Source organism: Nocardioides potassii (assembly GCF_021648885.1).
Taxonomy (GTDB): Bacteria; Actinomycetota; Actinomycetes; order Propionibacteriales; family Nocardioidaceae; genus Nocardioides; species Nocardioides potassii.
Genome location: NZ_JAKJHZ010000005.1, coordinates 513,128 through 532,116, shown reverse-complemented (window position 1 = coordinate 532,116; position 18,989 = coordinate 513,128). Strand labels below are relative to the sequence as shown.

The following is an 18,989-nucleotide window of genomic DNA, read 5'->3' as shown; positions in this document are numbered from 1 at the left end:
CATGGCCCGATTCTAGGTTCGTCGGCGGGTCGGCCCGAACTCGCGCGTGCCTCGTGGACGCGGGTGGTTAGGTAGGTCACGTGAGCGACCAGCTGCCGATGTTCCCGCTGAGCACCGTGGTGTTCCCGGGGATGAGCGTGCCGCTCCACGTCTTCGAGGACCGCTACCGGATGCTCGTGCGACACCTGATGGAGGTCGACGACCCGGCCGAGCGGATCTTCGGGACGGTGGCCATCCGCGAGGGCTACGAGGTGGGCGAGCACGGCGCGCAGTCCGTCTACCGCGTCGGGTGCGTGCTGCAGCTGACCGAGGTCGACCGCAACGACGATGGCACCTTCGACATCGTCGCCGTCGCGCGCGAGCGGTTGATGCTGGAGGAGATGCAGCGCGGGTCCGAGTTCCCACAGGGCGTCGTCGCCGTGCTCCCCGAGCCGCAGGTGGACGTGCCGGACGAGGTGCTCGACAAGGCACGGGCGACCTTCACCGCCTTCCGGGCCGCGATGACCGAGCTGCAGGGCGATCCCTTCAGCGGCACCCTCCCCCGCGACCCCGACTACCTGGCGTGGACGCTGTCGGCGCTGACCCCGCTGCCGATGGCCGAGCGCCAGTCGCTGCTCGAGGCGGACGACGCGACCGAGCGGCTCGAGCTGGTCACCCGGCTGCTCACCGAGGAGCTCCGCGCGATCAACGTCATCCCGTCACTGCCCGCCACCCAGGTCGCCCGCACGGCCTGGTCCCCCAACTGACGTCGGCCGGGGTCGACGTGGCGAAGAAGTCCCGCGCGGCGGGCGGGACGCCGGCCACGGTCGCGCTCGCGGCCGCCGGCATCTCCTACGAGGTGCGCGCCTACGAGCACGACGCCCTCGTGACCGATCGGTCCCTGAGGAGGGCGCCCAGCGCCCGTCACGAAGGGTACGGCACCGAGGCCGCCGTGGCGCTCGGTGTCAACCCGTCGCGGGTGTTCAAGACCCTGCTCGCCTCGCTCGACGGCAAGCTCGTCGTCGGGATCGTGCCGGTGACCGGCCAGCTCGACCTCAAGGCCCTCGCCCGCGCGCTGGGAGGCAGCAAGGCGGTGATGGCCGAGGTGGCGGCCGCCGAGCGGGCCACCGGCTACGTCGCCGGCGGCATCTCCCCGGTCGGCCAGAAGCGCGCCCACCCCACCGTGCTCGACGCGAGCGCCCTGGACCACGCGACCATCCTGGTGTCGGGCGGGCGGCGGGGCTTCGACCTCGAGCTCGCCCCCGCCGACCTGGTGGCGATCACCGGCGCGGTGACCGCCACCATCGGTCGCTGATCGCCGGTCAGTCGGTCGTCAGCTCGACCACGCCGTGGACGACGTCGCCGTCGACCCAGCCGCTGATGCCGAAGGCCGAGAGGGGCTCGAGGTTGTCGGCCACCTCGGTCTCGCCCCCGACCTCGCCGACGAGACGGACGAGCCAGTCGTCGTCGCTGTCGAAGTTGACGTACATGACCGTCTGGGCCTCGTCGCCCTCGACGACCTCCGAGTAGTCGTCGCTGCCGGCGAGGTCGCCGCCGCTCTCGAGCGTGCTGCGGTAGTCGTCCGAGAGGGCGATGACCGCGTACCCGTCGCCCTCCGACACCTTCAGGAACTCCGCGGCCTCCGGGCCGGCCAGGTCGGAGATCTTGTCGAGCACCGACCGGATCTCGTCAGGGTCACCCTTGATCCGGATGCCGGCTGGGAGCTCGCCGGGGCCGCCGTTGGTGATCGCGTCCGGGTCGACGCCGCTGCCCAGCGAGATCGTCACGCCCTCGCCGAGCAGGGTCTCGACGTCCTCCGGGAACGCGAGGCCGGTCTCGCTCTCGAACTGGGCGAGCTGCTCGTCGATGGTGTCGGCCTCGTCGGGCATGCTCGTCTTGAGGTAGTCGAGCAGGGCGTCGGCCCAGCCCTCCTTCAGGCCGAAGCCGAACGCGGCGATCGTGTCCGCGGGCAGGTCGCCGATCATGTCGGCGCCGGCGTCGGTCTCCATGTACTGGGTCATGTCCTCCTGCCAGTTGGACATGGCGTACTCGACCTCGACACCGCCGTCGTCGAAGCGGACCGTCGCGGCCGCACCGTCGAACTTGTCGATGAGCTCCTGCAGCTCCGGGGGCACCTGCTCGTCGCCCGTCATCCCGGAGCCGTCCATCGGCATGCCGCCCAGCATCGAGCCCATGCCGGCCGCCTCGTCGAGGTACTGCGCGGCCGCCTTGGCGACGTACATCGTCATGAAGCCGTCGTCGCCGGCCTCGCCGGTCCACCGGTCGAAGTCCGAGCTGCCGGCGAGCGTGCCGTCGTCGCCGGCATCGACGACCTGCTGCGCGATCTCCTCGGTCTCGGCGATCACCATCCAGTCGCCGTCGACGACCCAGCCGCCGGCGTCACTCGCGCCGTCGGCGCCGTCGCCGGAGCCACCGCACGTCTCGACGAGCTTCGTCATCCCGTCCTCGGCCTTGCCGGAGTCGGTCACCTGGACGACCCCGACCGGGGTCGGCTGGTCCTCGCCGAGGTCGACGGCGGCCATCGCGGCCCGCGAGCCGAGCCACGGCTTCACGTCGGCGGCGTAGTCGAGCCCCTCGCACTCGCCGGAGGAGGTGATCTCCTCGAACAGCCGCTCGCGGAGGTCGTCGTCGGTCTGGAGGTCGACCTTGTCGATGAACGCCGGGAACTTGCGCAGCATCTTGATGGCCTCGATCTTCTGGCCACCGCTGGGGTCGAGGTCCACGCCGAAGTAGGCGATCGTCGAGTCGGGCAGGGCCTCGGCCGGCTGGGCGCCGGTCGCGAAGAAGCTGGTCGCCGCCCAGGCGCCACCGGCCACGACGGCGCCGCCCACCAGGAGCGCGCCGACGGCGATCAGGCGCTTGCGGTTGTCGTTGCCGGGGTCGTGGTCGCCCGCGTGGGGGGAGCCGGACCAGCCGCCCTGCCCGTCGTGGGGCCCGTCGAGGTACTCCGGGCTCCCCGGTGTCGTGGTCATGGCAGTGGTGCTCCCCCGTCGTGCGTGTCCCGAACGGCTCGGGACGGCCAGCTGGATCGTGGATCGGTCGCGAGCAGCCTACCCACGCGAGCGCCGCGCCAACCCCTCCGCGCCGAAGAGGTACATCCCGACCAGACCAGTCATCGCGCCGGCCGGGAAGGCCACCAGCGCGGTCGACATCCAGGGCGTCCGCCCGCGGTCCGGGGCGGTCAGACCGAGGTGGCCCGGGAGAGGGGTGTAGTCGGGGCTGCCGGCGGCGAGCGCCTGCGGGTCGGGCGGTCCGAGAGAGCTGCCGACGGCGTACATCACCAGGCCCGCGGCAGTCGCGGCGACGAGCACGGTGACGACGGTCGCGGTCTCGCCGTCGCGCCACAGCCCGGCCAGCACGGCGAGGACCAACCCGATCGGGAACGCGACGAGCACGAACATCGCCACCGACTGGAAGGCGACGTCGGGCCCGGCGGGCTCGACGTACCACTGGTCCTGGTAGGTCAGCCCCGCGGTCGGGTCGGACAGGCGCTCCCAGAGCAGGCCTCCGCCGGCGCCGGCCACCAGGAAGCCGACCACGATCGTCGCGAGGTGCCGCACGCTCATCCGGTCAGGCATCCCGGCCCCAGCAGCTGCTTCAGGTCGGCGAAGAGGGCGGGGCTGGGCGTGACCCGGAGGTTGTCGTCGAGCCGCAGCACCTTGGTGGAGCTGCGGGTCAGCAGCCGCAGCTGGACCTCGGTCATGCCGGGGTGCGTGCCGAGGACGTCGCGCAGCTGGGCCACGACCGGTGGCGTGCACCGGGTGGACGGCAGGCTGATCACGACCGGACCGGTGGGGCCGTGCGTCAGGTCGGGCGCCGTGACCTCCTGCGCGCGCAGCTCGGGCTGGTCCTTGTCACGCGAGAGCTGGCCCTTGATGCGCACGATGGCGTCCTCGACCAGCAGCGTCGAGGCGAGGGTGTAGGCGCTCGGGAACAGCAGCACCTCGATGGCACCGTCGAGGTCCTCCAGCGTGATGGTCGCCCACGGGTCGCCGCGCTTGGTGATCTTGCGCTGGACCGACGTGATGAGACCGCTGACGGTGAGGGTCGAGCCGTGGGCGCGTTCCTCGTCGAGGAGCAGCTGGCCGATCGTGCAGTCGGTGCCCTGCGAGAGCACGTGCTCGAGGCCGAGCAGCGGGTGGTCGGAGACGTAGAGGCCGAGCATCTCGCGCTCGTGGCCGAGCAGCGTCATCTTGTCCCAGTCGTCGATGTCGGGGATGGTCACGCTCACCCCGAAACCGGCGTCGTCGTCGCCGAGCCCGCCGAAGAGCGAGTCCTGGCCGATGGCCTCGTTCTTCTTGAGGTCGACGAACTGGTCGACCGCGGTCTCGTGCACCGCCGCCAGCGCGCGCCTCTTGTGCTTCATGTCGTCGAAGGCGCCCGCCTTGATCAGCGACTCCACGACGCGCTTGTTGCACACCAGCGCGGGGACCTTCTCCATGAAGTCGTTGAAGTCGGCGTAGCGGCCCTTCTCCTCGCGCGCGGCGACGATGCCGGCGACGACGTTGTGGCCGACGTTGCGGACCGCCGTGAGCCCGAACCGTACGTCGTTGCCGACCGGCGTGAAGTCGGCGTGGGACTCGTTGACGTCGGGCGGCAGGACCTGGATCTTCATGCGGCGGCACTCGTTGAGGTAGATCGCCATCTTGTCCTTGTCGTCCTTCACCGAGGTGAGGAGCGCCGCCATGTACTCGGTCGGGTAGTTGGCCTTGAGGTAGGCGGTCCAGTAGGTGATGACGCCGTAGGCGGCGGAGTGCGACTTGTTGAAGGCGTAGTCGGAGAACGGGAGCAGGATCTCCCACAGCTTGTCGATGGCGACCTGGGGGAACCCGCGCTCGAGCATGCCGGCCTGGAAGCCGGCGTACTGCTTGTCGAGCTCCTCCTTCTTCTTCTTGCCCATCGCGCGGCGCAGGTTGTCGGCGGCGCCGAGCGTGAAGCCGGCGAGCACCTGCGCGATCGCCATGACCTGCTCCTGGTAGACGATCAGGCCGTAGGTCTCCCCCAGGACGGGTTCCAGCGCCTCCGCGAGCGCCGGGTGGATCGGCTCGATCGGCTCGCGGCCGTTCTTGCGGCGGGCGTACTTGTTGTGCGAGTCGGCGCCCATCGGGCCCGGCCGGTAGAGCGCGCTGACGGCGGTGATGTCGGCGAAGGCGTCGGGTTGCAGCGAGCGCAGCAGCGAGCGCATGCCCGAACCATCGAGCTGGAAGACACCGAGGGTGTCGCCGCGTCCCATGAGCTCGTAGGTCGCGCGGTCCTCGAAGCCGAGCTCCTCCAGGACGACCGTCTCGCCACGGTTGACCTGGATGTTGGCGATCGCGTCGTCGAGGATGCGGAGGTTGGACAGGCCGAGGAAGTCCATCTTGACCAGCCCCAGCGACTCGCACATCGGGTAGTCGAACTGGGTGATCACCGCCCCGTCCTGCGGGCGGGACATGATGGGGACGATGTCGATCAGCGGCTCGCTGGACATGATCACGCCCGCGGCGTGCACGCCCCAGTTGCGGATCTGGCCCTCGAGGCCGACCGCCGTCTCGTAGATCGTGCGGACGTCGGGGTCCTGGCTGTGCAGCGCGCGGAACTCGCCGCCGTCGTTGTAGCGCTTGTGCTCGGTGTTGAAGATGTCCTTGAGCGCGACGCCCTTGCCCATCACGTCGGCCGGGTAGGCCTTGGTGATCCGGTCGCCGATCGCGAAGCCGTGGTCGAGGACCCGGGCGGCGTCCTTGATCGCGGCCTTCGCCTTGAGCCGCCCGAACGTCGCGATCTGGGCGACGCGCTCGGCGCCGTACTTCTCGCTGACGTAGGCGATGACCTCGCCGCGGCGGGCGTCGTCGAAGTCGATGTCGAAGTCGGGCATGGACGGACGCTCGGGGTTGAGGAAGCGCTCGAAGAACAGGCCGTGCTCGAGGGGGCACAGGTCGGTGATCCGCAGGGCGTAGGCCGCGATGGAGCCGGCGCCCGAGCCGCGACCCGGGCCGACCCGGATCCCGTGGTCCTTGGACCAGTTGATGAAGTCGGCGACCACGAGGTAGTAGCCGCAGTAGCCCTTCTGGGAGATGACCGCGAGCTCCATCTCGACGCGCTCGCGGACCTCGTCGGTCGTCTTCTCACCGGGGTAGCGCGCCTCGATGCCGCGCCAGACCTCCTTGCGGAACCAGCTCTCCTCGGTCTCACCCGCCGGCACGTCGGCACGCGCCATGTAGCCACCGGTGGACTCGGTGAACTCCACGTCGCAGCGCTCGGCGATCGCGAGGGTGTTGTCGCACGCCTCGGGCATGCCGAAGCGGTCGGCCCACAGCGCGCGCATCTCGGCGGCGGACTTGATGTAGTAGCCGCCGCCGTCGAACTTGAGGCGGTTGGTGTCGGAGAGCCGCTTGCCGGACGCGACGCAGATGAGGGCGTCGTGCGCGGCCGCGTCCTCGGGGTTGTTGTAGTGGGAGTCGTTGGTGGCGATGGGCGGGATCCCCATCTCCCGGCCGAGCCGCAGCAGGTCGTCGCGCACCCGCTTCTCGATGTCGATGCCGTGGTCCATCAGCTCGAGGAACACGTTGTCGCGGCCGAAGATGTCCTGCAGCTCGCCGGCCTCGCGGACCGCCTCCTCGTACTGGCCGAGGCGCAGCCGGGTCTGGATCGCCCCGCTCGGGCAGCCGGTGCTGACGATCAGCCCGGTGCTGTGCTCGGCGAGGATCTCCTTGTCCATGCGGGGCTTGTAGAAGTAGCCCTCCATGCTGGAGCGCGACGAGAGCCGGAACAGGTTGTGCATGCCCTCGGTCGTCTCGGCCCACATCGTCATGTGGGTGTAGGCGCCGCCGCCGGCGACGTCGTTGCCGCCCTCCTCGGCGAGGTCGCCCTGGCCCCACCGCACACGGCGGCGCTCGCCGCGCTGCGTGCCGGGGGTGATGTAGGCCTCGATGCCGATGATCGGCTTGACGCCGTGGCGCCTGGCCTTGCTGTAGAAGTCGTAGGCGCCGTGGAGGTTGCCGTGGTCGGTCATCGCGATGGCCGGCATGCCCAGGTCGCTGGTGCGGGTGAACAGGCCGTCGAGCAGCGAGGCCCCGTCGAGCATGGAGTACTCGGTGTGGACGTGCAGGTGCACGAAGCTGTCAGGGGCAACGGCCGACATGGAGGAGACTTCCGCACCTTTCAGGAAGGGTCGCTGACGGGGACTGCTGACTGCTCGACTCGTCAGTCGGTGGTCGATCACAGAGGGGGAAGAGCAGTCAGCCTACGTCAGTCTGCACGGCCCCACCGACAAGACACTCGACGCGTCCTCCGGCCCGACGACAACCCGTCCACGACGCCGTCAGAGCCAGTCGATCGCGTGGCCGTGACCGTGGCTGAGCGCCACCGGTGAGCCGTCCAGCGCGGTCACGAACCGGCCGGCCGGGACGGAGAGGGTACCGGTCACGTCGGGCAGCACCCGCGGCCCCTCGTTGCTCACCCAGCGGCAGCGTCCGGCCGCCACGAGGTCCGCCATCAGCGTGTGGAACCGGCGGCGGGCGGGCTCGTCGAGGTAGGCGATGACGGCCGAGTGGAGGACGACCGGGGTGCCGTGGGGGGCGGCCTGCTCCAGCAGGGCCGGGAGGTGCTCGAACAGGTCCCCGCGCCGGAGCAGGGGCGGCTCGCGCCGGGCGACCTCCGTCGCGGCGCGCAGGCGCTCGCGCCGTTCGTCCTGCTCGGGCCACACCAGGTTCTCCAGCCATGCCATCGCCTCGGGGTCCGCGACGTCGAGGGGGTTGAGGTCGACACCTCCGCGCCACGCGACCTCGGGGTGCCGGGCGGGCACCGGCAGGGGCCCGGTCGCGGTGGCGGTGAGCACCGGGCCACCGCTGGCCCTCAGCTCGCCCGCCGGCGGCCAGTCGTAGTCGTAGCGGTCCGGGAAGAGGCACAGCCCGGCGCTGGCCCCCACCTCGACCAGGGCGAGCGGTCCGTCGACGAGCGCGAGGACCGGCACGAGCGTGGCGAGCCGGCCCGCCTCGTTGGTCTGCGTCGCCCGCGCCATCACGGTGGCGCGCACCTCGGCCTCGCGCCCGAGCAGCACCCGGCGCAGGTCGTCGTACGACCCGGGCGCGGGAGCACCGTGCCAGCGGGCGGCGGCGAAGACCAGGTTGGGCTGGCGCTTGATCGGCGGCAGCGTGCCCAGCCAGGCGAGCACCTCCGGGTCCTCGGTCACGCCGAGCGCCCACGCCTCGAAGCACGGCGAGTCGCCGGCCGCGTAGGCGGCGAAGTCGCGGTACTCCTCGATCACGTCGTCATGGAGCAGCACACGACCATCCTGCCTGCCGGTCACCGCCGGGTCGGGAAGGGGCCGTCGGGCCCGATGCCAGCGTTGCCGATCCGGATGCCGGAGAACTCGAGCCCGCGCTCGCGCACCTGCGTGAACGACGGCTCCAGCTCGGCCAGCACCCGCAGCTCGATGCCGTGCTGCTCGTGCGGCGCCACGAGGTCGCCGACCCGGTCCGGAGGCCCGAGCGGCTCGACCGGGTGCGTGGCGACGTACGCATGCGGACGCTCGCCGAACGGCTCGAAGTCGTCCGCGGCGAAGCGGTAGGACCACAGCGTGGTCGAGCGGATCGTGGGCAGCCACCGCTGCTCGACGGCGTGCACGCGCGGCCCGCTCCCGGCGGGGTCCCAGGAGCACACGCGCGGGCACTGTCGGGGGAACCAGTAGCAGGGGCTGTTGAGGGCGTCGACCGCCCAGACGTAGGCCTCGGGCTGCTGGGCGGTGGCGGCCACGTGCGGCACGAAAGCCACGATCGACGGGTCCTCGCTGAAGTGCAGCAGCTCGCCGGGCGCCGGGAGTGCGATCACGACCGGCGCCGCAGCGTCGGGTTCGCGAGCGTGTCCGCCAGGCACAGCTCGGCAGCCCCGTGCAGCTGCGCTGCACGCCCCAGGGCGCTGGGTACGACGTGGGCGGCAGCGCCGTTCTGGGTGAGTGCCCGGGACGCCATGCCCTCGGCGACGTGGGGGGCGATCTCGTCGAACACCGGCGCGTAGCAGCCACCCAGCACGACGACGTCGGGGTTGAGCAGGTTGACGAGGTTGCCCACGCCGACCCCGAGCCAGACCGCGGCGGCGGGGTCGACCGTCGTACCGCCCGCGCCCCCGAGGAGGGCGTCCTCCCCCGCCTCGGTCTCCCAGCAGCCGACCTTGCCGCACGAACAGGCCCGACCCGCCTGGTTGACCAGCATGTGGCCGGCCTCCCCGGCGTAGCCTGCGGCTCCGAGCATCGGGCGACCGTCCAGGATGAGCCCGGCACCGATGCCGATGCCGCCGGAGACGAAGACCAGGTTGTCGTGCCCCTGGCCCGCTCCACGCCGGTGCTCACCGAGCGCGCCCAGGTCCGCCTCGTTGGCGACGAGGACGTCGAGCCCGGGGTGGCCGAGGTGGGCCAGCCGCTCAGCCAGCAGTGCCCCGACCGGCACGTCGCGCCACCCCAGGTTGGGAGCGAGGTGCACGAAGCCGTCCGACCTCCGGACCAGCCCGGGGACCGCCACGCCGACGCCGGCGACGGCACCCTCGGGCAGGTCGCCGGCAAGCGACTGCACAGACCGTGCCACCAGGTCGAGGGTCGCCGCAGGCGTGGGCCGCACCGGGGCCAGGTCCTCCTGGGACTCTCCGATCACGACCCCACCGAGCCCGACCGCGGCGACGGTGGCCGAGTCCACGCCGAGCTCGACCGCGAGGACCACGGCGCCCTCGGGCCGGACCGAGACGACCGGTGACGGGCGACCCGGACCGCTGCGGGTGGAGCTGCCGGCCTCCGTGGCCAGTCCTCGGGCCACCAGCTCCTGGACGAGGTCCGCGACCGTCGAGCGGCTGATCCCGGTGCGGGCACCCAGCTCGGACCGCGATGCCGGTCCACCGCGGTGCAGCCGCTCGAGGAGGGCCGCCAGGTTGTGCTGGCGCACCGCCGACGTGGTCCTCCCCAGCCGGACGGCAGGCGTCGCGCGGTCACCCGACCCGGCAGAGGAGCTCACCCCGCGATCCTCGCAGACCGTTGACCGCAGTGACGTACGTCACCTAGCGTGCGTGACACCGCAATTTGTTCTTGTCCCAAACAATTCCTCGGAAGGGCTCTCGTGAACAGACCACTCACCCTCCTCGCCTCCGGCCTCAGCGCCGGTGCCCTCATGCTCGGCGGTGCGACCTTCGCCCCCGCCGGCGCTGAGACCGACCCCGCGGCCGGTGCCACGGCCACGTCCGCCGCCGCGCCCTACAAGGTGCTCGTCGTCGCGAAGACCTACGGCTTCCGCCACTCGCACATCGACGAGACCACCAACGCCGTGATCGAGCTCGGCCAGGAGCACGGCTTCACCGTCGACGTGTGGGACCCGCCCATCCCGGGCAAGTCAGCCGGCCAGCCGGAGCTGTCGCTGACCTCGACGCCGTTCACCAGCACCGAGTCGCTCTCGCAGTACGCCACGATCATGTTCGCCTCGCCCGTCGACGGCACGAACAGCGGCAACGCGGCCCTCCCCCGCACCCTCGACGACGCCGAGCTCGCGGCGTTCCAGGGCTACATCCGGCAGGGCGGCGGCTTCGTCGGCCTGCACGCGGCGACCGACGAGATGCACGCCGTGCCGTGGTTCAGCAAGCTCACCGGCGGCTCGGCCCGCTTCCGCAACCACCCCGCCCAGCAGCAGGCCACGATGCGGGTCGAGAGCCCGACGCACCCGTCCACGGTCATGCTGCCGAAGGCGTGGTCGCGCTTCGACGAGTGGTACAACTTCACCGCCAACCCGCGCCCGGACGTGCACGTCCTGCTCACCCTCGACGAGTCGACGTACAACCCCGGCAGCGGCCGGATGGGCGCGGACCACCCGATCGCGTGGTGCCACAACTTCGAGGGCGGTCGCTCCTGGTACGAGGGCGCCGGGCACGTCGAGTCCTCCTACACCGACCCGCTGTTCCTCGCGCACCTGCTCGGCGGGATCGAGTGGACCGCGGGCGTCGTCGAGGGCGGCGGCAACTGCGTCACCTGGCCCGAGGTCGCGAAGATCAACGCCGCGGCCGGCGCCGGTGGCAACCGCCAGGTGAAGCTCAGCGGCGACGTGGCCGACTACCTCGCTGCCGCGAAGGCGGCAGCCGATGCTGGTGACCACGCCAAGGCCGCGAGCATCCTCGAGCAGGCACGGGGCAAGGCCCACGGCCTGCAGGACCGGACCCTCGTCACGAAGGTCAACGACCTCCTGGAGTGGCAGCGAGGACTCATCGGGTTCTGACCCGTCCCCCTGAGCGACCGGCCACGTCCACCAGGACGTGGCCGGTCGTGCGCCTAGCGGGAGGCGTCGAGCGACTCGCGGATGATCACGTCGACGATGCGCGAGACCCGGTCGTGCCCGAGCTCGGGCACGACCGCTGCGACGCGGCGGGTGATCTCCGCCTCGCGCTCCGGGTCGCGGTCGGCCGACAGCTTCACCGACTGCACCGCGCGGGTGAGCGCCGTGCGCCGCGCGAGGACGTCGCCCAGGACCAGGTCGACCTCGTCGATCATCGAGCGGAAGAACGCCAAGGGGTCCCGGCCCGGCCACACCATCTTGATGTCGGGGGCCTTCTCCTCGTTGGCCGAGCCGTCGGTGCGCTCGAGGTCGACGAAGCCGTGGCGGGCGTAGAAGTCCCGCGCGGGCCGGTTGGACTCGAAGACCCAGAGGCCGATGCCGTCCGGGTGGTCGGCGAGGACCGCTCGGAGGAGCCGGGCGCCGACGCCGCTCCGCTGGGCGTCCGGGACGACGTAGAGGTCGTCGAGCCAGGTCGGGGTCGTGCGGGTGTAGCCGACGACCCGGCCATCGAGCTCGGCCACCCTGACGTCGTACTGCGTGAGGTCCCATCCCGCGACCCAGGCACGGCACTCGTCCGCGGTGTGGACGTCGGGCGGGAAGGCCGCACCTGCTCCTGCGCGTGAGGCGAGGTGCACCTCGGCGAGGACGGGGAGGTCCGCGCTGGTGGCTGTCCGCAGCGCCACAGCAGGACCGTCAGTGGGCATCCCGGACCACCTCGAGCGCGTGGGCGAGGTCGTCGGGGTAGCTCGACTCGTAGGTCACGTGGTCCCCCGACTCGGGGTGCTCGAAGCCGAGGCGCATCGCGTGCAGCCACTGGCGCTCGAGCCCGACCCGCTTGGCCAGGGTGGGGTCGGCGCCGTAGGTGAGGTCGCCGACGCACGGGTGCTTGAGGGCACTCATGTGCACCCGGATCTGGTGCGTGCGGCCGGTCTCGAGGTGGATCTCGAGCAGGCTCGCGAAGCGGTGGGCCTCGAGCGTCTCGTAGTGGGTGACGCTGTGGCGGCCGTCCGCCATCACCGCGAACTTGTAGTCGTGCGCGGGGTGCCGGCCGATGGGTGCGTCGACGGTCCCGGAGAGCGGATCGGGGTGGCCCTGCACGAGCGCGTGGTAGGTCTTGTCGACCGTGCGGTGGCGGAAGGCGTTCTTGAGCACCGAGTAGGCGTGCTCGGACTTGGCGATGACCATCACGCCGGACGTGCCGACGTCGAGGCGCTGGACGATCCCCTCGCGCTCCTTCGCACCGGACGTGGAGATGCGGTAGCCCGCGCCGGCGAGGTGGCCGACGACGGTCGGGCCGCGCCACCCCGGGGAGGGATGTACGGCGACGCCGACGGGCTTGTCGATCACGACGATGGCGTCGTCGTCGTGGATGATGCGGATCCCCTCGACGACCTCGGCCCTCACCTCGAGCGGGTCGCGCTCGGCGGGGATGGTCACGTCGAGCATCGCGCCGCCGTGGACGCGGTCGCTCTTGCCGACGTCGGCGCCGTCGACCTGGACCAGGCCGCGCGAGATCAGGTCGGCCGCCTTGGTGCGAGAGAACCCGAACATCCGCGCCATCGCGGCGTCCACGCGCTCGCCGGCCAGGCCGTCGGGCACGAAGACCGTGCGCTGCTCGGTGTGCGTCGTCATCGGCTCAAGCCCGTGTCGCACCCGAGGCATCGGTGCTGTGGTCGGAGTCGCGGCTGCCGTCGAGGCGCACACCGCGGAAGGTCTGGAGGATGATCAGGCCCGCCGCGACGTTGATGCAGACGTCGGCGATGTTGAACACCGGCCAGTTGGGCAGCATCAGGAAGTCCACGACGTGGCCGTGGAACGGCTCGGGGTCGCGCACGAGGCGGTCGGTGAGGTTGCCCGACACGCCTCCGAGCAGCAGACCGAACGCCAGCGCCCAACCGGTGCTGCGGACCCGCCGGCCCAGCCAGAGGACGACCACCACAGCGACCATCGCCAGTGCGGTGAAGACGACGGTGAAGTCGGTGCCGGTGCTGAACGCAGCGCCCGGGTTGAAGGTCAGGTGCAGCGTGAACCAGTCACCGACCAACGGCTTGTCTCCGTCGACCAGCGCCGACAGGGCCCACTGCTTCGACCCGAGGTCGGCGACATAGGCCAGCACGGCGACCGCCGCGAACACCAGACGTGCGTCGAGGCGCCGCCGGGACGGGCCGTGGCCCTCCGTGTCGCTGGGGTTCAGCGACGCTCCTCGCGCTGCTTGCATGACATGCACAGTGTGGCATGGGGCACCGCCATCAACCGATTCTTGCCGATGGGGTTGCCGCAGGAGTCGCAGACGCCGTAGGTGCCGTCGTCGATGTGGGCGAGAGCCGTGTCGAGCTGGCCGAGCGTCTCCTTCTCCTTGGCCAGCACGGTGAGCTCGTGGTCGCGCTCGAAGCTGGTCGCACCGACGTCGGCCTGGTCGTGGCCCGCGCCGTCGCCGGCGTCGCGCATGAGGCGGGAGAGCTCCTCCTCCGCCTGGTCGATCGAGGCGGTGAGGCGGTCGCGGTGCTCGTTGAGCTCCTTGACGACCTCGTTGAGCTCGCTGCGGGTCCAGGCGTCCTCGCCGTCGAGCACGACGAGCTTGGCCGGCGTGGCCTTCTTGGGTGCTGCCTTCTTCGCGGGTGCCGAGCTGTTCACGGAGGTTGCCTTCTTCGCAGGAGCGGTGGTGGTGGCCGACGTCTTCGTGGCCGAGGTCTGGGTGGATTTCTTCGTGGCGGTGGCCTTCTTCGCCGGCGCCTTCTTGGCCGGCGCGGCCTTAGTCGCGGGGGCCTTCTTCGCCGGCGCAGCCTTCGTGGCCGGGGTCTTCTTCGCCGGCGCCTTCTTGGCCGGCGCGGCCTTCGTCGCGGGGGCCTTCTTGGCCGGCGCGGCCTTCGTGGCCGGGGTCTTCTTCGCAGGAGCCTTCTTCGCAGGAGCCTTCTTCGCAGGAGCCTTCTTCGCGGGAGCGGGCTCGTCGGTGGAGGTGGACGACGAAGCCGAGCGTCGACCGATGACCCGCTTCGCGACCGCAGCAGCAGAGCCGGCGAGGGACTTACGCGTGGTGCCTGCCATGTCCGAGGGCCTCCGCACACTCTGGGTGTGGCTCGAGCCACACGGTCGCAGGGAGGGTATCCGCTGCTCTTGGGCAGGCCAACCTCGGCTCGCCGAAATGCGAGAACGGCCACCCGGATGGGTGACCGTCTCGTGCCGAGCGTACGTGCGGGTGGTGCGGGAGGCCTCAGCCCTCGTCGTCGCCGAGCACCGAGCGCAGGCGCTTGGGGCCCGGTCCGGTCTCCGCCGGCGCCTGGCTGTCGCTGCCGTTGGACAGCGCCTCCAGCTGCTGGGTGAAGTAGGTCTTGAGGCGCGAGCGGTACTCGCGCTCGAACTGGCGCAGCGTCTCCACGTCGCCGTTGAGCTTGTCGCGCTCCTTCTCCAGGTCACCGAACATCTGCTGGCGACGCTCGGCCGTCTCCGAGTCGAGCATCTGCGAGCGCTGGCGGGCGTCCGCCTCCATGCGGTCGGCCTTGGACTTGGACTCGGCCTCGAGGCGCTCGGCCTTGGTGCGCGCGGCGCCGACGATGCGGTCGGCCTCGTTCTTGGCGTCCTCGACGAGCTCGTCGGCGTTGCGGGTGGCGATCTCGAGCAGGCGCGCGGCGGCGTTGGACGCGTCGGCGACTGTACGGACCGGCGGCTGCTCCGCGGCGACGGGGGCCACGGCGACGGGCTCGGGCTCGGGCTCCGGCTCGGGCTCGGGCTCGGGCTCGCGCTCCGGGGCGGCGAACGACACCGGCGCGGGTGCGGACGATCCACCGCCGGACTGGGCCGCGGAGAGCTTCGCGCGCAGGTCCTCGTTGTCCTTGGTGAGCCGCGCGAGCTCGGCCTCGACCTCGTCGAGGAACTGGTCCACCTCGCCCATGTCGTAGCCCTCACGGAGCCGGACAGGCGTAAAGCGCTTGTTGCTCACGTCCTCAGGCGTCAGCGGCATGACCTCACCAATCTTTCTTCGAATCTCACGTGGCTCTGGCTCTCAGAGACAATAGCGCCCGTCGACTCGACCAGCACAGTGACCCGTGTGGCGGGTGGTTCGGGCAGTGCTCGGGCGGGACGTCGTACGACGCCCGCCCGTCAGTTCACAGGAACACGGTGGCGACGACGTTGAGCAGCAACCATGCTGTCACCATCACCAGCAGGAAGCTCAGGTCGAGGGCGACCGAGCCGATGCGCAGCGGCGGGATGACCCGCCGCAGCGCCACGATCGGCGGATCGGTCGCGGTGTAGACCCCTTCGAGCGCGACGAGCAACGGGCCGTGCGGCTCCCAGCGCCGCGCGAAGACCTGGACCCAGTCCACGATGAAGCGGATCCAGAGCAGCGCGATGAAGAAGAAGAGGATGTAGTAGAGCGTCAGGCCGAAGGCGTACACAGGGAAAGACTGCCTCAGCTCTGGTTGAAGAACCCGTCCTCGGCGATCCGCTCCTTGTCCTCGGCCGACACCGTGACGTGGGGCGGGGAGAGCAGGAAGACCTTGTTGGTCACCCGCTCGATCGAGCCACGGGTCGCGAAGATCAGGCCGGCGGCGAAGTCGACGAGGCGCTTGGCGTCGTTGTCGTCCATCTCGCTGAGGTTCATGATCACGGGCGTGCCGTCGCGGTAGTTCTCACCGACGAGACGGGCCTCGTTGTAGTTGCGGGGGTGCAGGGTGGTGATGCGGCTCAACTCGGCCACGACTCCTGTCTGGACCGCCGCCGGACGGCGACGCTCGGCGAGGTCGGACACAGGGGCAGGGCGTCGGTCGCGCGCGACCGGACGCTGGTCGACGGCGTCGTGGGTCGAGGTCTCCATGTCGCCGTCGTAGTCGTCGTAGTGGCCGGTGTCCTCGAGCAGGCCGAGGTACTCGCCGATCTTCCTCATCGCGCCGCTCATGACTGTTGTCCTCCGCTAGACAGGGCGTCCGGGTGTTCGGGCGCCGGGTGAGACGTTGTCGACATTACTTGACCTGAGGCCTCGGACCGAGGACCGCGGACCCGACACGCACGTGTGTCGCGCCGTGCCTGATGGCCGCCTCCAGGTCGCCACTCATCCCCGCAGACAGCACGGTCGCCTCGGGGTGCTGCGACAGCAGGTCCGCGTGCACGGACGCGAGCCGGGCGAAGGCCTCGTCGGCGTCCTCCCCCAGCGGCGCGACGGCCATCAGGCCGCGCAGCCGCAGCATGCCCGCATCCCGCACCCGTCGCGCGAGGTCGTCGAGGTCGGCGGGGTCCGCGCCTGCGCGCCCGTCGGCCCCGGGCCGGTCCAGGCTGACCTGGACCAGGACGTCGACCTCGTGACCGCGACCGTGCGCGCCGCGCGAGAGTGGGCCGACGAGCTTGGCTCGGTCGACCGACTCCACCACGTCGGCGTAGGACGCCACGGCGGACGCCTTGTTGGACTGGAGGCCGCCGATGAAGTGCCACCGCAGCCCGAGGTCGGCGCACTCGGCCGCCTTGGCCTCGGCCTCCTGGTGACGGTTCTCGCCGACGTCGGTCACGCCGAGGTCCGCGAGCAGCCGGACGTCGGAGGCGGGGAAGAACTTGGTGACGACGACCAGGTGCACGTCGTCCGGTCGCCCCGCGTCGTCGCAGGCGTCGGCGATGCGACGTCGTACGGCGTCGAGGTTGGCGGCGAGCTCGTCGCGGCGGCGGTCGTCACCCACGGTGGCTCCAGATGACTCCGGCGAAGCGCGTGGCGGCGGCGCCGTCGCGGCGGTAGGAGGGCCAGCTCTCGTCCTCGCGCGTGCACGCACCGACCTCCCGGACGTCGGTGACGCCGGCGGAGGCCAGCTGGGCGCGCACCCCCGCGCCGAGGTCGAGGGCGGGCGTGCCCCACGACGTCGTCGAGCGCGCCTCCGGCACGCCGGCGGCGACCTCGTCCTGCAAGTCGGCGGGCACCTCGTAGCAGGCACCGCAGACGTGGGGCCCGATCCAGGCCACGGTCGGGTCTCCCCCGTGCTCGCGCACGGCGGCGACCGCCGCCGGGACGACTCCGGCAGCGAGCCCGGGTCGTCCGCTGTGCACGGCAGCGATCCACCCCGTCGTGGGATCGGCCAGCAGGACGGGCACGCAGTCGGCCGCGCGGGCCAGCAGGGCGACGCCCGACTGGTCGGTGACCATGGCGTCGGCCGCGACGGGGCCGCTCGTGCGCCGATCGTCGATCCTTTCGACGTGCGCTCCGTGCACCTGGTGCATCAGGACGGGGACGGCACCGGTCGCCTGCCTGACCCGGCCCAGGGCATCGGCGCGTTCGTCCGCCGCAGCGGCGTCGCCGAGGCTGAGCGAGACGTCGGTGAAGGCGACCTCGATCACGAGGCCGCCTTCGATCCGGTCGCGGTGGCGCAGGACGCCCGCCGCGTCAGGGGCAATCACTTCAGGAAGTCGGGCACGTCCAGGTCGTCGTCGTCGAACTGCACCTGCCGGGCCTGCCGCGGCTGGGCCGCCGGGGCCGGGGAGTCCGAGGACGACGGCGCGAAGGTCGGAGCCGGTGCCTGGTCGGCCGCCTTGGCGGGAGCCGCCGGGGCGGCTGCCTTGGACGCGATCTGCTGGGCAGCCGCGCGCGTCTGCTCCTGGGTCTGCGCCGGCTGGCTCTGCCGGAGCACGTTGCCGTCGGAGCGGCGCTTGGGCATCCCGCCGTCGAAGCCCGCGGCGATCACCGTCACGCGCACCTCGTCGCCCAGCGCGTCGTCGATCGTCGCGCCGAAGATGATGTTGGCCTCGGCGTGCGCGGCCTGCGACACGAGCGCGGCCGCCTCGTTGATCTCGAACAGGCCGAGGTCCGAGCCACCGGCGATGGAGAGCAGGACGCCGTGCGCGCCCTCGATGCTCGCCTCGAGCAGCGGGCTCGAGACGGCCATCTCGGCGGCGGCCACCGCGCGGTCCTCGCCCCGCGCCGAGCCGATGCCCATCAGGGCGGAGCCGGCGTTGGCCATCACCGACTTCACGTCGGCGAAGTCGAGGTTGATCAGGCCCGGGGTGGTGATCAGGTCCGTGATGCCGGAGACACCCTGCAGCAGCACCTGGTCGGCCTGCTTGAAGGCGTCGAGGATCGACACGCTGCGGTCGGTGATCGACAGCAGCCGGTCGTTGGGGATCACGATGAGGGTGTCGACCTCCTCGCGGAGCTGGCTGATGCCCTCCTCCGCGGAGTTGGCCCGGCGACGGCCCTCGAAGGCGAAGGGCCGCGTCACGACACCGATGGTGAGCGCGCCCAGCGAGCGGGCGATGCGCGCCACGACGGGCGCGCCGCCGGTGCCGGTGCCGCCACCCTCGCCGGCCGTCACGAACACCATGTCGGCGCCCTTGAGGACCTCCTCGATCTCGTCCGCGTGGTCCTCGGCCGCCTTGGCACCCACCTCGGGGTTGGCGCCGGCACCGAGGCCGCGGGTGAGCTCGCGGCCGATGTCGAGCTTGACGTCGGCGTCGCTCATGAGGAGTGCCTGGGCGTCGGTGTTGATCGCGATGAACTCGACGCCCTTGAGGCCGACCTCGATCATCCGGTTGACGGCGTTGACGCCACCACCACCGATGCCCACGACCTTGATGATCGCCAGGTAGTTCTGCGCTGCTGCCACGGCACGGGGCCTTCCTTGAGAGGACTACAGGTCTGAAGAGGTGAAGAGATGAAGAGATGTGGAGGAATGCTGGGAGTTCGGGGAAGGAACGAGATCCGGTGCCACCCTCCGTGCCGCCGAAACCTTAACCGTCAGC

General features: G+C 71.3%; 19 protein-coding genes. 3 read left to right on the top strand and 16 right to left on the bottom strand.

Annotation, left to right across the window (positions count from 1 at the left end):
* Nucleotides 1-80: 80 nt before the first annotated feature.
* Together L2K70_RS07045 and L2K70_RS07040 are read left to right on the top strand one after the other, a co-directional pair.
* The gene (locus tag L2K70_RS07045) at nt 81-746 is read left to right on the top strand and encodes an LON peptidase substrate-binding domain-containing protein (protein ID WP_236400739.1); all 666 of its coding nucleotides are present in this window, start codon (nt 81-83) and stop codon (nt 744-746) included.
* 17 nt (nt 747-763) lie between these two features.
* Nucleotides 764-1,294 (top strand): aminoacyl-tRNA deacylase, encoded by a 531-nt coding sequence (locus L2K70_RS07040; RefSeq protein ID WP_236400736.1) that lies wholly within the window; start codon nt 764-766, stop codon nt 1,292-1,294.
* A gap of 7 nt (nt 1,295-1,301) precedes the next feature.
* Here the strand turns inward: L2K70_RS07040 and L2K70_RS07035 are convergent, their stop codons facing one another.
* The 6 genes from L2K70_RS07035 to L2K70_RS07010 all read right to left on the bottom strand — a co-directional run bounded on the left by L2K70_RS07035 (nt 1,302) and on the right by L2K70_RS07010 (nt 9,977).
* Nucleotides 1,302-2,972 carry a DUF3352 domain-containing protein gene (locus tag L2K70_RS07035; protein WP_236400735.1) on the bottom strand — a complete coding sequence of 557 codons (1,671 nt, stop codon included), beginning with the start codon at nt 2,970-2,972 and terminating at the stop codon, nt 1,302-1,304.
* Nucleotides 2,973-3,050: 78 nt separating this feature from the next.
* Nucleotides 3,051-3,566: a hypothetical protein gene (locus L2K70_RS07030; RefSeq protein WP_236400733.1), complete on the bottom strand. Its 516-nt coding sequence runs from the start codon at nt 3,564-3,566 to the stop codon at nt 3,051-3,053.
* The gene (dnaE, locus tag L2K70_RS07025; RefSeq protein WP_236400731.1) at nt 3,563-7,120 is read right to left on the bottom strand and encodes a DNA polymerase III subunit alpha; all 3,558 of its coding nucleotides are present in this window, start codon (nt 7,118-7,120) and stop codon (nt 3,563-3,565) included. The genes L2K70_RS07030 and dnaE overlap by 4 nt, the downstream gene beginning before the upstream one ends.
* Before the next feature lie 180 nt (nt 7,121-7,300).
* On the bottom strand, nt 7,301-8,263 hold the full coding sequence (locus tag L2K70_RS07020; RefSeq protein ID WP_236400729.1) for a DUF2332 domain-containing protein: 963 nt from the start codon (nt 8,261-8,263) through the stop codon (nt 7,301-7,303).
* Nucleotides 8,264-8,283: 20 nt separating this feature from the next.
* Nucleotides 8,284-8,808: a DUF6886 family protein gene (locus L2K70_RS07015; protein ID WP_236400727.1), complete on the bottom strand. Its 525-nt coding sequence runs from the start codon at nt 8,806-8,808 to the stop codon at nt 8,284-8,286.
* Complete coding sequence (locus tag L2K70_RS07010; protein WP_236400725.1) at nt 8,805-9,977, bottom strand: ROK family transcriptional regulator; 1,173 nt, start codon at nt 9,975-9,977, stop codon at nt 8,805-8,807. The genes L2K70_RS07015 and L2K70_RS07010 overlap by 4 nt, the downstream gene beginning before the upstream one ends.
* Before the next feature lie 102 nt (nt 9,978-10,079).
* Between L2K70_RS07010 and L2K70_RS07005 the strand changes: the two genes are divergently transcribed.
* Nucleotides 10,080-11,222, top strand: coding sequence for a ThuA domain-containing protein (locus L2K70_RS07005; protein WP_236400723.1), 1,143 nt, complete (start codon nt 10,080-10,082; stop codon nt 11,220-11,222).
* Between the two features lie 53 nt (nt 11,223-11,275).
* On the opposite strand, the gene L2K70_RS07000 is transcribed toward L2K70_RS07005, so the two are convergent.
* The 10 genes from L2K70_RS07000 to ftsZ all read right to left on the bottom strand — a co-directional run bounded on the left by L2K70_RS07000 (nt 11,276) and on the right by ftsZ (nt 18,853).
* Nucleotides 11,276-11,962, bottom strand: a complete 687-nt coding sequence (locus L2K70_RS07000; protein WP_236400721.1) for a GNAT family N-acetyltransferase — start codon at nt 11,960-11,962, stop codon at nt 11,276-11,278.
* A 10-nt stretch (nt 11,963-11,972) separates the two neighbouring features.
* Nucleotides 11,973-12,911, bottom strand: a complete 939-nt coding sequence (locus L2K70_RS06995) for an RluA family pseudouridine synthase (protein WP_236400719.1) — start codon at nt 12,909-12,911, stop codon at nt 11,973-11,975.
* Nucleotides 12,912-12,915: 4 nt separating this feature from the next.
* Nucleotides 12,916-13,497, bottom strand: coding sequence for a signal peptidase II (lspA, locus tag L2K70_RS06990; RefSeq protein WP_236400718.1), 582 nt, complete (start codon nt 13,495-13,497; stop codon nt 12,916-12,918).
* Entirely contained in the window at nt 13,470-14,324 is an 855-nt protein-coding gene (locus L2K70_RS21035) for a TraR/DksA family transcriptional regulator (protein WP_268930184.1), read from the bottom strand. The genes lspA and L2K70_RS21035 overlap by 28 nt, the downstream gene beginning before the upstream one ends.
* Nucleotides 14,325-14,490: 166 nt before the next feature.
* Nucleotides 14,491-15,237 carry a DivIVA domain-containing protein gene (locus L2K70_RS06980; RefSeq protein WP_236400716.1) on the bottom strand — a complete coding sequence of 249 codons (747 nt, stop codon included), beginning with the start codon at nt 15,235-15,237 and terminating at the stop codon, nt 14,491-14,493.
* Between the two features lie 145 nt (nt 15,238-15,382).
* On the bottom strand, nt 15,383-15,673 hold the full coding sequence (locus L2K70_RS06975; RefSeq protein ID WP_236400714.1) for a YggT family protein: 291 nt from the start codon (nt 15,671-15,673) through the stop codon (nt 15,383-15,385).
* 14 nt (nt 15,674-15,687) lie between these two features.
* Nucleotides 15,688-16,173: a cell division protein SepF gene (locus tag L2K70_RS06970; protein ID WP_236400711.1), complete on the bottom strand. Its 486-nt coding sequence runs from the start codon at nt 16,171-16,173 to the stop codon at nt 15,688-15,690.
* Nucleotides 16,174-16,237: 64 nt separating this feature from the next.
* Nucleotides 16,238-16,942 (bottom strand): YggS family pyridoxal phosphate-dependent enzyme, encoded by a 705-nt coding sequence (locus L2K70_RS06965; RefSeq protein WP_236400709.1) that lies wholly within the window; start codon nt 16,940-16,942, stop codon nt 16,238-16,240.
* On the bottom strand, nt 16,935-17,651 hold the full coding sequence (locus L2K70_RS06960; protein WP_236400707.1) for a purine nucleoside phosphorylase YfiH/LACC1 family protein: 717 nt from the start codon (nt 17,649-17,651) through the stop codon (nt 16,935-16,937). Before L2K70_RS06960 ends, L2K70_RS06965 begins: the two co-directional genes overlap by 8 nt.
* A complete protein-coding gene (ftsZ, locus tag L2K70_RS06955; protein ID WP_236400705.1) occupies nt 17,648-18,853 on the bottom strand; it encodes a cell division protein FtsZ in 1,206 nt (401 codons plus the stop codon). The genes L2K70_RS06960 and ftsZ overlap by 4 nt, the downstream gene beginning before the upstream one ends.
* Nucleotides 18,854-18,989: the final 136 nt, after the last annotated feature.